At 45.8% G+C, this 13,435-nt stretch carries 11 protein-coding genes and 6 tRNA genes; 5 read left to right on the top strand and 12 right to left on the bottom strand.

The features are described 5' to 3' along the window. Positions 1 to 6: 6 nt before the first annotated feature. Complete coding sequence (gene cueR / locus A3K86_RS07315; protein ID WP_068329906.1) at positions 7 to 432, bottom strand: Cu(I)-responsive transcriptional regulator; 426 nt, start codon at positions 430 to 432, stop codon at positions 7 to 9. Between the two features lie 177 nt (positions 433 to 609). Here cueR and A3K86_RS07320 point away from each other — a divergent pair, with 177 nt between their 5' ends. From A3K86_RS07320 to A3K86_RS07330, 3 genes are all read left to right on the top strand, one after another. Continuing rightward, complete coding sequence (locus tag A3K86_RS07320) at positions 610 to 3,558, top strand: cation transporter (protein ID WP_068329909.1); 2,949 nt, start codon at positions 610 to 612, stop codon at positions 3,556 to 3,558. Between the two features lie 167 nt (positions 3,559 to 3,725). Beyond that, positions 3,726 to 4,616, top strand: coding sequence for a TraB/GumN family protein (locus A3K86_RS07325; protein ID WP_068329912.1), 891 nt, complete (start codon positions 3,726 to 3,728; stop codon positions 4,614 to 4,616). A gap of 58 nt (positions 4,617 to 4,674) precedes the next feature. Further along, complete coding sequence (locus A3K86_RS07330; protein ID WP_068329915.1) at positions 4,675 to 5,214, top strand: lipocalin family protein; 540 nt, start codon at positions 4,675 to 4,677, stop codon at positions 5,212 to 5,214. A gap of 88 nt (positions 5,215 to 5,302) precedes the next feature. Here the strand turns inward: A3K86_RS07330 and A3K86_RS07335 are convergent, their stop codons facing one another. The 7 genes from A3K86_RS07335 to A3K86_RS07365 all read right to left on the bottom strand — a co-directional run bounded on the left by A3K86_RS07335 (position 5,303) and on the right by A3K86_RS07365 (position 7,978). Further along, positions 5,303 to 5,896 carry a DUF1471 domain-containing protein gene (locus tag A3K86_RS07335; RefSeq protein ID WP_068329918.1) on the bottom strand — a complete coding sequence of 198 codons (594 nt, stop codon included), beginning with the start codon at positions 5,894 to 5,896 and terminating at the stop codon, positions 5,303 to 5,305. A gap of 1,307 nt (positions 5,897 to 7,203) precedes the next feature. Beyond that, positions 7,204 to 7,280: transfer RNA gene (locus tag A3K86_RS07340), tRNA-Pro, on the bottom strand. A 62-nt stretch (positions 7,281 to 7,342) separates the two neighbouring features. Then, positions 7,343 to 7,419 (bottom strand) — tRNA-Pro (locus A3K86_RS07345). A 62-nt stretch (positions 7,420 to 7,481) separates the two neighbouring features. Next, positions 7,482 to 7,558: transfer RNA gene (locus A3K86_RS07350), tRNA-Pro, on the bottom strand. Positions 7,559 to 7,621: 63 nt separating this feature from the next. Further along, positions 7,622 to 7,698, bottom strand: a tRNA-Pro gene (locus A3K86_RS07355). Positions 7,699 to 7,761: 63 nt separating this feature from the next. Beyond that, positions 7,762 to 7,838 (bottom strand) — tRNA-Pro (locus A3K86_RS07360). A 63-nt stretch (positions 7,839 to 7,901) separates the two neighbouring features. After that, positions 7,902 to 7,978 (bottom strand) — tRNA-Pro (locus A3K86_RS07365). 269 nt (positions 7,979 to 8,247) lie between these two features. On the opposite strand from A3K86_RS07365, the gene A3K86_RS07370 reads away from it, so the two are divergent. Together A3K86_RS07370 and smrA are read left to right on the top strand one after the other, a co-directional pair. After that, on the top strand, positions 8,248 to 8,388 hold the full coding sequence (locus A3K86_RS07370) for a DUF3149 domain-containing protein (RefSeq protein ID WP_068329921.1): 141 nt from the start codon (positions 8,248 to 8,250) through the stop codon (positions 8,386 to 8,388). Positions 8,389 to 8,599: 211 nt separating this feature from the next. Then, entirely contained in the window at positions 8,600 to 9,181 is a 582-nt protein-coding gene (smrA, locus tag A3K86_RS07375; RefSeq protein ID WP_068329924.1) for a DNA endonuclease SmrA, read from the top strand. 68 nt (positions 9,182 to 9,249) lie between these two features. Here the strand turns inward: smrA and A3K86_RS07380 are convergent, their stop codons facing one another. The 4 genes from A3K86_RS07380 to ushA all read right to left on the bottom strand — a co-directional run bounded on the left by A3K86_RS07380 (position 9,250) and on the right by ushA (position 13,202). Then, positions 9,250 to 9,864 carry a LysE family translocator gene (locus tag A3K86_RS07380; protein ID WP_068329928.1) on the bottom strand — a complete coding sequence of 205 codons (615 nt, stop codon included), beginning with the start codon at positions 9,862 to 9,864 and terminating at the stop codon, positions 9,250 to 9,252. A 98-nt stretch (positions 9,865 to 9,962) separates the two neighbouring features. Further along, a complete protein-coding gene (locus tag A3K86_RS07385; RefSeq protein WP_068329931.1) occupies positions 9,963 to 10,880 on the bottom strand; it encodes a LysR family transcriptional regulator in 918 nt (305 codons plus the stop codon). A 47-nt stretch (positions 10,881 to 10,927) separates the two neighbouring features. Beyond that, positions 10,928 to 11,404, bottom strand: coding sequence for a Cys-tRNA(Pro) deacylase (gene ybaK, locus A3K86_RS07390; protein ID WP_068330286.1), 477 nt, complete (start codon positions 11,402 to 11,404; stop codon positions 10,928 to 10,930). Positions 11,405 to 11,531: 127 nt separating this feature from the next. Beyond that, positions 11,532 to 13,202, bottom strand: coding sequence for a bifunctional UDP-sugar hydrolase/5'-nucleotidase UshA (ushA, locus tag A3K86_RS07395; RefSeq protein ID WP_068329934.1), 1,671 nt, complete (start codon positions 13,200 to 13,202; stop codon positions 11,532 to 11,534). Positions 13,203 to 13,435: the final 233 nt, after the last annotated feature.

Raw genomic sequence — 13,435 nt, forward strand, 5'->3', positions numbered from 1 at the left:
CATGCTTTAAGCATGGCTTTTTTTACAACATGATGACTGAAAGCTATCTCCCTGTAAGCCCTCGATAATAGGACACGCCGAGCCTTCATTCCCCGGGCACTGCTCTGTGAGTGTTTCGAGAGTCAGTTTCATATGTTGAAGCTCTGCGATTTTATGATCGATCTCAGCCAGCTTTTCCTGCGCCTTTTCTTTCACGTCAGCACTCTTGCGCTCAGGATCACGCGACAAAGCAAGCAGCGCTTTACACTCTTCTAAATTGAACCCCACCATTCGTGAACGACGGATCAAATTCAACTCTGCAACATGCGTTTGGTTATAACGCCGATAGCCATTACTCGCACGTTGTGGCGCACTGATAATGCCTTTGTCTTCATAAAAACGAATCGTCTTGGTCGTTAAATCGGTTTGCTTAGCAATTTCACTGATATTCATAATCACACCGCTTACATACGATAGGTATCACACTATTTTGAGGATGACATATTTCTTGTTGACCTTCCAGTTGATGGAAGGTTTATTCTTTGTCTCAACTCGTAATAGAGAACCTAATTTACACGTCAGAATTAAACCTACGTGAACCAAATAAAATCGAAAAAAGAAGGTTTCATCATGGCTGAATATACATTACCGCTCCAACGCGTACGTTGTATGAATTGCGCCAATAAAATCAAAACGGCCCTTGAAACTTTGGCTGAAACGCATGCCGAGGTTAATACTGAGCGCGCTCAAATTCGCAGTCAGGCACCACTTGCCGAGCTTTTCATGACCATTGAAAGCTTAGGCTACGGGGTTGGTCAACAACATACGCTACCATTAACGGGTCTTTCTTGCGGTCGCTGCGTTGCCAAAGTACAAACCGCTTTTGAAGCAAACCCAAGAGTCAATCAAGTCACTGTCTCTAAATCAGAAATTACGGTATCTGGTTTACTATCGGCACAAGAAATTGGTCAAGAGATTGAAGCATTAGGCTATGCCATTGCAGAGCCAAAAGTGCCGCAACTCATCGACCTTGCACTATCCGGTTTAAACTGTGGTAAATGCGTTGCCAAAGTTGAAAAGGCCTTAAGTGAAGACGTAGCGATCAGTGAATTTACGGTGACCAAAACTTCCGCCCAAATCACCACCGAACTGGCCTCTGAGCAAGTGATCGCCTTGATTGAAGCACTCGGTTTTAAAGCCAGCTTATCTGAAACAGTAATGCCCGATGATAATGACGCTAACGCACCATCACCACAGACAGCAAACAGTCACGAGCGTGTATTACCCTCGGAAGACATTGCGTTAACCGAGCACTCTGTAACAGAGGCAAGCACAGGCTCAGAACTTGAGGCACAAGCTAACCACTTGCAATTTATGTTATCAGGCATGACATGTGCCAGCTGTGTCGCATCAGTCGAACAGGCGATTCAATCGGTCGCAGGGGTTGAGCATGTCAAAGTAAACCTTGCCGAGCGTACCGCTTTAGTCAGCGGTTCTGCATCAGCCGAAGCGATTAGCCAAGCTGTCGATGCCGCTGGTTATGGCGCCGAGTTAAGCCAAGATGAGCAAACACGTCGCGCGCGCCAACAAGAAGATCAGCAAGCGAGTTATCAAACCCATATTCGTAATGCCTTGATTGCCTTAGCGCTAGGTGTGCCATTAATGGCATGGGGCGTGTTTGGTGGCAGCATGATGATCGACTCAGCCACCAGCCAAGTCGCATGGGGAGTTGTTGGTCTTCTCACCCTGACCCTACTTGTCACCAGCGGTCGTCACTTCTTCGTCAACGCGTATAAATCGCTTCGCCATCGCCGCGCCACCATGGATACATTAGTGGCTTTAGGCACAGGGGCGGCATGGCTTTATTCCACAATTGTGGTGCTGTTTCCTGATTGGTTCCCAGGCCAAGCGCGACATGTGTACTATGAAGCATCAGCCATGATCATTGGTTTGATCACCTTAGGTCACGCCATTGAAGCTAAGGCTCGCAGCCGTACCTCACAAGCTATTGAGCGCTTACTAGATCTGCAACCACAAACCGCAGTGATCATTCACAATGGCGAAGAAATCGAAGTGCCATTAGAGCAAGTCGAAAAAGGTATGCAGGTACGTTTGCGCCCAGGCGCCAAGGTGCCAGTCGATGGTATTGTCGAACAAGGGGAATCTTACATTGATGAGTCGATGCTCACAGGTGAACCCTTAGCGGTCAGTAAAGCCCAAAGTGATACCGTCCATGCTGGTACTATCAACCAAAACGGCAGCCTGATCTTCCGCGCTGAGCAAATTGGGAACAACACCATGCTGGCGCGAATTATCCAACTGGTTCGTCAAGCACAAAGCAGTAAACCTGCACTTGCACGCCTTGCTGACTCCATCTCAGCCGTATTTGTCCCTGTTGTCATGCTTATAGCGGTAGTAACGGCAATACTCTGGTACATCTTTGGTCCTGAGCCATCAGCCATGTATATGTTAGTAACGGCTACCACTGTGCTGATCATTGCCTGCCCTTGCGCCCTTGGGCTAGCAACGCCAATGTCTGTCACCGTTGGGGTTGGTCGCGCAGCTGAATACGGAGTATTGATCCGTGACGCTGAAGCCATGCAAGTAGCAGCCAAGGTAGATACGGTAGTACTTGATAAAACAGGCACCATTACCGAAGGTAAACCTAAAGTCACAGAAACTCTGACCTATGGAGATTTCAGTACATCACAGCTGCTCACGATGGCCGCAAGCCTTGAACAACAATCAGAGCATCCATTGGCGAAAGCCTTTGTCGATGCAGCCAAATTGGCAGATGTCCCTCTTCACCAACAAACATCATTTAAGGCGATTCCGGGGAAAGGGATTCGTGGTCATATCGACAATAATGAAGTCTTGCTGGGTAATGCCTTGCTACTGTCGCAATACGGTATTGCAACGGAACAAGCCCAAGCTGACAATGCGCGCCTCGCTCAAACGGGTGCCACCGTTGTCTACTGCGCGGTAAACCAAACACTCGCAGGCTTGTTCGCGATCAGCGACCCACTACGAGAAGACTCAGCCGAAGCCATCGCACGTTTGAAAAAAATGGGATTGAACGTGGTGATGCTAACAGGTGATACCGAACTGACCGCTCGTGCCATCGCTAACCAAGCGAATATTGATGAAGTGATTGCTGGTGTCCTACCCGATGGTAAAGCCGATCTCGTTGCCAAATTACAACAACACGGACATCGTATTGCTATGGTGGGTGACGGAATCAACGATGCTCCTGCACTGGCACAAGCCGAAGTCGGTTTAGCCATGGGAGGCGGTAGTGATGTCGCCATCGAAAGTGCGCAATTTACGCTAATGCGCCATTCAATTCATGGCGTGGCAGATGCTTTACAGCTTTCTCATGCCACCTTGAAAAACATGAAACAAAACTTGTTTGGTGCCTTTGTCTATAACTCGCTGGGTATTCCTATCGCCGCAGGCGTGTTATTCCCATTTACGGGAACACTATTAAGCCCAGTGGTTGCAGGGGCTGCAATGGCGCTGTCGTCTATCACTGTGGTGAGTAACGCAAACCGACTAAGACTATTCAAGCCACGTCGTTAGAGAATGATTAACGAATATTATCGATAATAAAGAATCATCAGGGCTGATCTCAGATCAGCCCTTGTTTCATTTAACTTACATTCAATCGCAAAATTGTTCATGCTGACGGAGCTGTGATATACCTAAGGTAAACCTTTGTTCACAGTGTATTAGTTCGTGGGAGCATTATGCTGAAATCTGTTGTTCGTCATCTTAAGAGTAAGTGCCTATTTCTCCTTCCCTTACTCGCCGTCCTTAACGCTATACCATCATGGGCTGAGCCTTTAGTTTGGCACGCCACTGATGGACAGCGACAATTCACGATTCTTGGTTCTGTACATGTCGGCAACCAAGATATGTACCCGCTACCGCAGATCTTTCTCAATCATTGGCAGGAAGCGGATGGTTTGATCGTCGAAGCAAATATTCTTGACACTAAAATGCCTTCGTTCACTTTTAATCCACCACTAACCCATAGCCTGCTAAGTAAAGAAGACAGCGAAACTCTCAACAAAGTTGCTAAGCAACTTAAGCTCTCTCCCAATGATCTTTCCTATGTGCCACCTTGGTACAGCGTGATGAGTATCCAGCTAGCATTAGCGTATAACCTTGGCTTACAAGCAGATTTGGGCGTTGACTATATCTTGCTTGAGCGTGCCGCTAATCAATCTATGCCAATCTACCAATTAGAAAGCGTCGCGAAGCAAATAGATATGATGAAAAGCCTACCTAGTAACGGGTTAGACATGCTACTTGCAACCTTGCATGGCTGGGAGAGCATGGATGACCAACTCGATTGCCTACTCGCCACTTGGCAAACAGGCGATAAAGCCAAGCTAGAGGAGTTATTTGCCGACAGTAGTTACTCACCGGAAACCGATGCCATCTTGATTGATAACCGTAATCAGGATTGGGCTAACCAGCTAAGTGATCCAAAACGTTACCCTGCGGGTAATTACATGGTTGTCGTTGGTGCTTTTCACTTATTTGGCGAGAAAGGGCTACCGCAACTATTAACTAAAAAAGGCTTCAGTGTGCGCTTACTGACCAAAGAAGGGCAATCTCAGTGTGAGTGGTAATTCATCAGTGAATTAGAACCACAATGCGTCCAAGGAACAATAATAAGGATATAAGGACATGAAACAGGCACTATTTTCTTTATTCACCCTATTACTTTCTATGGGCTGCACCTCGGTTCCCAGTAAAGTAACACCCGTTACGCCGTTTGATATCAACCAATTCACCGGTACTTGGTACGAAATTGCTCGCCTTGACCATTCTTTTGAATCAGGACTATCCAATGTCACTGCGACCTATGAATTGCGTGACGATGGCGGGATCAACGTTATCAACCGAGGGTATTCACAAGACAACGTCCAGTGGCAAGAAGCACTAGGAAAAGCCTACTTTGTTACGGAGCCTAATATTGGCCACTTAAAAGTCTCCTTCTGGGGCCCCTTCTATTCGTCGTATGTTGTATTCGGCTTAGGTGAAAATTACGACTACGCGTTTGTGTCTGGTTATAACGAAGATTATCTATGGCTGTTATCGCGAAAGCCAAATGTCGATGCGGCATTGCTTGAGGAGTTTAAACAGATCGCCAAAGAAAAAGGCTTTAATACTGATGAGTTAATTGTTGTTCAGCACGACCCAATCTCGAATGAAACATCGAATTAAATACCTGCTAACCACCTAACCCTAATACAAAAAGCCCCAGTGACAATCACTGGGGCTTTGTAATTTAGGGGGGGCAAAGAAAAATCGATTAGAAGTGCGCAGTCTTGTGCTTACAACGGTAAATATCAGCGTAAACTGAAGTTGGTGCACCGTGCTCTGTTGCAACAATCTTGGTGATTTGGTAACGGTTACCCGACATCATGTACGCTTCATTCGCAAGGTTCACTTCTAGGTTTTCAGGCGTCGTTTCTTTAATAAACTGAGAGCCCAACACCTTACAAGCCGAATTTTCAATTTCAGCGAAAGTGATCGCTTTTACTTGGTGCGCACCCGGTAGAAGCTTAACTGACTCAGCATTGTTAGTATCTTGAGGAGTATTCGCTGAACATTGGTAAATCGCAGCAACTACGCTTGATGGACGGCGCTTACGGGTTTCCAGTACTTCAACAATGCTGTAGTGACTACCACCACTTTGGAACGTCACATTTTTCAGCTCACGATCCACATTGTTAGGGTGAGCATCTTTAATGGTATGAGCTTTTAGTAACTTACAACCCAATAGACGTGCTGAGGTTTCTGAAATGTTCGCAATAGTTTGAGCACCTGGCTCAACTCGGATCTTTTTCGTTGCACAGCCAGTTAAAGTTAGAAGGATACAAGAGAATAGAATTAGCGCTTTCATGACATACACTTATAAATTTTTGATGCGCAATTTTAGCACTACTACGCATCAAGTCTAATAAACGCGTTAATTCACCGCTATTTATCGTTCTTTTGAACAAAATACAGACAAAACAAGAGCCTAATAAGAGGATACTGTATATGGCGGCAGGGGCCTGAACGAAAAAAGCCCCGTCTTTCGACGAGGCTTTAAAGGTGGTCGGTGAAGAGCTGGCTTTTGAATATCTGGGAACCCCCGACCCTCTGGTCCGCGATTCCTAAGAGCTGAGATACGCTACCCAGCTACGCTATTCACCTTATAATGTTTTATCGCCTGAACGAAAAAAGCCTCGTCTTTTCGACGAGGCTTTAAAGGTGGTCGGTGAAGAGCTGGCTTTTGAATATCTGGGAACCCCCGACCCTCTGGTCCGCGATTCCTAAGAGCTGAGATACGCTACCCAGCTACGCTATTCACCTTATAATGTTTTATCGCCTGAACGAAAAAAGCCTCGTCTTTTCGACGAGGCTTTAAAGGTGGTCGGTGAAGAGCTGGCTTTTGAATATCTGGGAACCCCCGACCCTCTGGTCCGCGATTCCTAGGAGCTGAGATACGCTACCCAGCTACGCTATTCACCTTATAATGTTTTATCGCCTGAACGAAAAAAGCCTCGTCTTTTCGACGAGGCTTTAAAGGTGGTCGGTGAAGAGCTGGCTTTTGAATATCTGGGAACCCCCGACCCTCTGGTCCGCGATTCCTAGGAGCTGAGATACGCTACCCAGCTACGCTATTCACCTTATAATGTTTTATCGCCTGAACGAAAAAAGCCTCGTCTTTTCGACGAGGCTTTAAAGGTGGTCGGTGAAGAGCTGGCTTTTGAATATCTGGGAACCCCCGACCCTCTGGTCCGCGATTCCTAGGAGCTGAGATACGCTACCCAGCTACGCTATTCACCTTATAATGTTTTATCGCCTGAACGAAAAAAGCCTCGTCTTTTCGACGAGGCTTTAAAGGTGGTCGGTGAAGAGCTGGCTTTTGAATATCTGGGAACCCCCGACCCTCTGGTCCGCGATTCCTAGGAGCTGAGATACACTACCCAGCTACGCTATTCACCTTATAATGTTTTATCGCCTGAACGAAAAAAGCCCCGTCTTTTCGACGAGGCTTTAAAGGTGGTCGGTGAAGAGCTGGCTTTTGAATATCTGGGAACCCCCGACCCTCTGGTCCGCGATTCCTAGGAGCTGAGATACGCTACCCAGCTACGCTATTCACCTAATAATGTTTTATCACCTGAACGAAAAAAGCCTCGTCTTTCGACGAGGCTTTAAAGGTGGTCGGTGAAGAGGGATTCGAACCCCCGACCCTCTGGTCCCAAACCAGATGCGCTACCAAGCTGCGCTATTCACCGAGTCGTATATTTTAAATCTTACCAGATTCATTCTGCTCGACTTAGATCCAACAGAAATAATGTGGTCGGTGAAGAGGGATTCGAACCCCCGACCCTCTGGTCCCAAACCAGATGCGCTACCAAGCTGCGCTATTCACCGAGTCGTATATTTTAAATCTTACCAGATTCATTCTGCTCGACTTAGATCCAACAGAAATAATGTGGTCGGTGAAGAGGGATTCGAACCCCCGACCCTCTGGTCCCAAACCAGATGCGCTACCAAGCTGCGCTATTCACCGAGTCGTATATTTTAAATCTTACCAGATTTATTCTGCCCGACTTGCATCCAACAGAAGTAATAGTGGTCGGTGAAGAGGGATTCGAACCCCCGACCCTCTGGTCCCAAACCAGATGCGCTACCAAGCTGCGCTATTCACCGAGTCGTATATTTTAAATCTTACCAGATTTATTCTGCCCGACTTGCATCCAACAGAAGTAATAGTGGTCGGTGAAGAGGGATTCGAACCCCCGACCCTCTGGTCCCAAACCAGATGCGCTACCAAGCTGCGCTATTCACCGAGTCGTATATTTTAAATCTTACCAGATTTATTCTGCCCGACTTGCATCCAACAGAAGTAATAGTGGTCGGTGAAGAGGGATTCGAACCCCCGACCCTCTGGTCCCAAACCAGATGCGCTACCAAGCTGCGCTATTCACCGACATGATTCAACGTGTTCGCCGTTGAGGTCGCTTATAATACTCGCCTGTTTAATTTACGCAAGTGGTTCGAGGGATTTTTTTTGTATCAAATATTCAGTTGCTTACCAAACACACATTTTGCTTATATTACCGCATGTTAAGTGATCTGACACACAAAGCGCCGTACAAAAAGGAAACAGGTTTAACACCATTGATCCAGATCATCATAACAAATCATTAGCATCGGTTAACTTATCGCCATCATCCCACAAGGCATTAGAGAGGACATATGGACTTTTGGCTTGAACTTTTGTTCGGTAATGCAGTTGGCTTATCGTCAATGCTGGTGATCTTTGGTGCTTTGGGGTTAATGCTATTTTTCGGAGGGTTCTTAATTTACAAAGTACTCTCTGCACCGTCTCCTCACTAGAGCCTATTAGCAAAACTTGCTACCCAGGGTCTATGCTGTTAGCACGACCGCTCACAGTGCTTTGGCCCTGGTCTCTTTTCAATACCAACCGACTCACCCGACTAAGATCGAGACAGTGATTAATTGTCCCGCAATCACGCTTGCAAAGATCAAATTTCCCCCGAAATTGACGTATTATACTGACAATATCCGTTTCTTAAGCGATACCATCATGTCAGATAACGATGAACTCGATCTCTTTAAAGAGATGATGGCCGACGTTGCGCCCATCAAACAAGATAAAGTCGAAACCACCACTAAACACCAAACGACCGAGGCGCAACTTGCCCGTCGTCTGGCTGCGCAAACACTCACTGAAGGTGATCCTGAATACCTGTCGCTAGACTACGCCAAAATGTGCAAGCCTGACGATATGCTGGAATTCAAACGTGATGGTGTTCAAGAAGGCGTATTCCGCAAGCTACGCTTAGGAAAATACGAAATCCAAGCGCGTCTTGATCTTCACCGTAAAACACTGAAGCAAGCACGAGATGAAGTGCTTCATTTTCTTCGTCAGTGTCACCGAATGGATATCCGCACCGTGATTATTGTGCACGGTAAAGGTGAGCGCTCTAACCCACCAGCGATGATGAAAAGTTATCTCTCAACATGGTTAGAACAAATCAGTGAAGTAATGTGTTACCACTCGGCACTGCGCCAGCACGGTGGTAACGGTGCGTTATATGTGATGCTAAAGAAATCACCTGAGAAGAAACTCGAAAACCGAGAACGTCACCTCAGCAAAAAAGGCTAGCCGCAAACATTAAAAAAGGAGCTCATCGCTCCTTTTTTATTTTCATCTCGTTTCAATCTCGTATTCCGCTACGCCATGTAGACAACTCGCATAGCCAGTAAGATCAATACAACACCTGAGACACGATCAATCCAATGTGCTTTGGCACGTAGCTTTTCTAAGACCTTTGGACGCGACAAAATAATCGCAATCAGGGTATACCACAAGCCATCGACAATGATGGGAGTTGCAACAATAATCACACGGCTACTTAACTCTGCACTCAGAGCGACAAATTGACTAAACAAAGCAATAAAATACAAAGCTAATTTAGGGTTTAACAATGAGATCATTAAACCATCACGTGCCGCTTCAACCATGGTTGTAGACTCACCTGCTTTTAACTTAGCTGCAATTCCCCCTTTTGAACGCAGCGCATTCACACCAAGGTAAGCTAAATATCCAGCACCAGCATAGCTAATTGCAGTAAAAAGCGTAGGTGACTGTTTTAAAACAACCGCAAGTCCTAAAATACCAAGTAAAGCATGAATCCCCACTCCCAAAGAGTGTGACCATGACGTGATCATTCCATGTATACGTCCACTGGCGAGACTATGCTTGGCAACGACAGCAAGGCTAGGACCCGGTGACATTGCACCTAAGGCCGAAATAAGAAATAGGGAAAACCAAATACTTAGCGTCATTCGCTAACTCCGTGCAACTGTTATTTATCAAACTGTCACTGACAATATCAAGGCTACACTATTAATTGAAATCAAAAGAAATCATCAAGGTTATGATTTCAACTCATATCCATCGAGTACATTGAATCACGCATAATCCGCAACACATGCTGACGCAGCCACTGGTGTGAGAGGTCGCTGTGATATTTGGGGTGCCACATCAACCAGTATTTATGCTGTTCAACGGGTATGGGTAATGGCAGAAAATGAAGGGGATAAGTCGGTTTCATGTTATGGGCGATATGTTCCGGTACCACCATCAACATATCGCTGCGACACAAGGTATTGAATGCCGCGGTAAAGAATGGCACTCGGAACTTCACATCACGCTCAAGCCCCTGAGACGCTAAATAACGATCAATAAAACTGTCTTTATCACCGCCACCTGAAACTGAGATATGGCTATAAGCAAGAAAGTCATCAAGTGAGATTTCTGTTTGTTGCGCCAATGGGTGTGCCTGACTCATGACACATACCGGATAATCAGCGCCTATCGATTCACCGCAAATACCTTCTGGCAGGCTTGGCAACATCGAAGAGAATAACTGGATATCCCGTTGCCCTAACTGATGATAAAAGTCTTGCTGCCAAAGTTGATATTCCACCGAAACGTGAGGGGCATGATGACGCAGAGATTCAACCACATCGGGCAAAATATACTGCGCCACATAATCTGACGATGACAACACCACCCTGTCGTGCCATGTCTGTGGATCAAAAGTATCGAGTTGCAGAATACTTTGGCAATCACTGAGCATGGCATCAACCCGCACCTTTAACTGTTCCGCCTTGGGGGTTTTCAGTAGCTGATTACCATCGCGAACTAACAAGGGATCACCAAAGATGTCACGCAATTGCGTCAACTGACGGCTAACCGCTGACTGTGTCAGATGTAACTTGGTCGCTGTGCGGCTAACGTGACACTCTTCAAGCAAGACTTGTAACGTCACCAGTAGGTTTAGGTTGATGTTTTTCATCTAGCGTTTCTCACCAAGCAATTGCTATCTCAACTAAGTCTTCGCGCTTACACTTTAGCAATTGGAGCAAAGTTACCTTGGGTTAACTTCGCCAAGTCTTGTGGTGCTAATTCAATTTCTAGACCACGACGTCCCGCGCTAACACAAATCGTGTCATAACTTTGCGCAGAAGCATCAATGAAGGTCGGTAAACGTTTCTTTTGCCCCAGCGGGCTAATTCCCCCCACAATATAACCCGTGGTTTTCTCTGCAATAGCAGGATCAGCCATATCCGCTTTCTTACCGCCAGCCGCTTTTGCCGCTGCTTTTAGATCCAACATCCCAGCCACTGGCACTACTGCCACAGCCAATTTCTTCGGGTCGCCATTGAGGCTAAACAACAAAGTTTTGAACACTTGCTCTGGGTTTTGTCCTAACGCCTCTGCCGCTTCTAAACCAAAATTTGTATTAGCCGGATCGTGCTGATACTGGTGCACGTCATAATTAATGCCTTGTTTTTTAGCCAATTTAATCGCCGGCGTCATAATAATATCTCTCTTTTTATTGGTATTACGCCAGGTTGATGCTGGCATCCAAACATCATACGCTTTTCATCAAATAAAAAAATGGCTCCTTAATAGGAGCCATTCATTAACGAAAAAATATCAGGGTTTAAAGGTAAGTGATCTCACCTTTTGGTGCGAACTTGTTCACATCCACAGGGCTGTTTTTCTCTAGGAACTCTTTAAGAACTTCAGCATCTACGAAACCAGTGTTTACGTATCCTGGGTGCTCAGAAATCTTAGGATAGCCGTCACCACCCGCAGCGTTGAAGCTTGGTACAGTAAAGCGGTATGTTTCTTTAGGATCAAGTTTCTTACCGTTAAGTACCACGTTGCTTACTTTACCGTTCGCAACTGTCATAGAAATACCGTAGAACTGCGCGTATGCACCAGAGTCGATTGGTTTAGTTGCAACAACGTTTAAGTAATCCATCACTTCAGCACCAGTCATGTCGGTGTAAGTCACGATATTACCGAATGGCTGAACAGTCAGTACGTCTTTGTAAGTAATGTCGCCTGCCGCGATAGAGTCACGTACACCACCTGAGTTCATTACCGCAAAGTCAGCTTTCGCACGTTGCATGTGAGAAGCGGCAATTAAACGACCTAGGTTAGTTTGCTTGAAGCGAACCACGTTACGATCACCTTCCAACTTACCGTTAGATTCAGCGATCTTCACATTTAACTGCTCTTGACCTTTTTCTTGGTAAGGCGTTAGGAAGGTCATCACTTCTTCATTCTTAGGAATTTCGTTTTGAATGAATACGCGTTTCTTCGAACCGTCAGCCAGTTTCACTTTCTTCTTCAAGTTAACAGGCACAAGGTCGTAGCTCACCATGCGCAATTCGCCGTTCTTGAATTCAAAGTCAGCACGACCGACGTATTTACCCCATTCGTGTGCTTGAACAATCCAAGTACCGTTTTGGTTATCAGGCTTACACTCATCACCCGGCTTGAAGTTCTTGTTGTACATGTTTGGACCTTCCATGCACACAGGTTCTTGCGAGTGACCACCCACGATCATATCTAGATCGCCTTCATTTAAGTAACGTGCTAGTGCCACATCACCCGGTGCGTTCACACCACGATTACCGTTTTCGTAGTGACCCATGTGCGTTGCCGCGATGATCACGTCAGGTTTTTCTGTTTTTTCTAGCTCAGCGATCAATTTTTTCGCTTCCGCTTTTGGATCACGGAAATCAACATCGCCGATGTATTCAGGGTTACCGATCTTCGCTGTATCTTCAGTCGTTAGACCGATAACAGCAATCTTAATGCCTTGCTGCTCAAAGATTTGGTAAGGCTGGAATAAACGTTTGCCAGTCTCTTTATCGTAGATGTTGGCAGACAAGAATGGGAAATCAGCCCAACCTTCTTGCTTACGTAGTACTTCAAGAGGGTTATCAAACTCGTGGTTACCCAATGCCATTGCATCGTAACCAAGCATGTTCATGCCTTTGAAATCGGGTTCTGCATCTTGCAGATCTGACTCAGGTACACCGGTGTTGATATCACCACCAGACAGAAGCAACGTTGTACCACCTTCAGCTTCAACTTCAGCACGGATTTGGTCTAGCAACGTCTTACGTGCCGCCATACCATATTCACCGTATTTGTTATGCCAAAAACGACCGTGGTTATCATTAGTATGAAGAATGGTAATTTTATATGCTTTATCTGCTTCCCACTGAGGAGCAGTTACATCAGCTTGGCTAGCACAGCCGCTTAACGCAGCAAGTAATGCAGCACTTAACGCCGTCTTAGCAAATAATTGCTTCATGGATATCACCTTAAATCAGTTATTGTTATTCCTTTATGCCACTACCCATTATTGACTTTAACAAGACAATTCATAGAAGTAGAAATCGGCGTTAGTTTAAAATAATTACTGATACATGGCTGATTCATTTCATCAATCTGTCGGATTGATCACCCTCTTATGCAGTTAATTGTTTGATTTATTGCAAGCAAGCACAAAAAAGCCCTACCGAGGTAGGGCTTTAACGATTTTGG

The sequence above is a fragment of the Photobacterium jeanii genome, assembly GCF_001650345.1.
In the GTDB taxonomy this organism is placed as follows: Bacteria; Pseudomonadota; Gammaproteobacteria; order Enterobacterales; family Vibrionaceae; genus Photobacterium; species Photobacterium jeanii.

What these genes read in the sequence shown, in the direction of transcription:
- cueR (WP_068329906.1), bottom strand. Translation starts at nt 432, where the DNA reads ATGAATATCAGTGAAATTGCTAAGCAAACCGATTTAACGACCAAGACG.
- A3K86_RS07320 (WP_068329909.1), top strand. Translation starts at nt 610, where the DNA reads ATGGCTGAATATACATTACCGCTCCAACGCGTACGTTGTATGAATTGC.
- A3K86_RS07325 (WP_068329912.1), top strand. Translation starts at nt 3,726, where the DNA reads ATGCTGAAATCTGTTGTTCGTCATCTTAAGAGTAAGTGCCTATTTCTC.
- A3K86_RS07330 (WP_068329915.1), top strand. Translation starts at nt 4,675, where the DNA reads ATGAAACAGGCACTATTTTCTTTATTCACCCTATTACTTTCTATGGGC.
- A3K86_RS07335 (WP_068329918.1), bottom strand. Translation starts at nt 5,896, where the DNA reads ATGAAAGCGCTAATTCTATTCTCTTGTATCCTTCTAACTTTAACTGGC.
- A3K86_RS07370 (WP_068329921.1), top strand. Translation starts at nt 8,248, where the DNA reads ATGGACTTTTGGCTTGAACTTTTGTTCGGTAATGCAGTTGGCTTATCG.
- smrA (WP_068329924.1), top strand. Translation starts at nt 8,600, where the DNA reads ATGTCAGATAACGATGAACTCGATCTCTTTAAAGAGATGATGGCCGAC.
- A3K86_RS07380 (WP_068329928.1), bottom strand. Translation starts at nt 9,864, where the DNA reads ATGACGCTAAGTATTTGGTTTTCCCTATTTCTTATTTCGGCCTTAGGT.
- A3K86_RS07385 (WP_068329931.1), bottom strand. Translation starts at nt 10,880, where the DNA reads ATGAAAAACATCAACCTAAACCTACTGGTGACGTTACAAGTCTTGCTT.
- ybaK (WP_068330286.1), bottom strand. Translation starts at nt 11,404, where the DNA reads ATGACGCCGGCGATTAAATTGGCTAAAAAACAAGGCATTAATTATGAC.
- ushA (WP_068329934.1), bottom strand. Translation starts at nt 13,202, where the DNA reads ATGAAGCAATTATTTGCTAAGACGGCGTTAAGTGCTGCATTACTTGCT.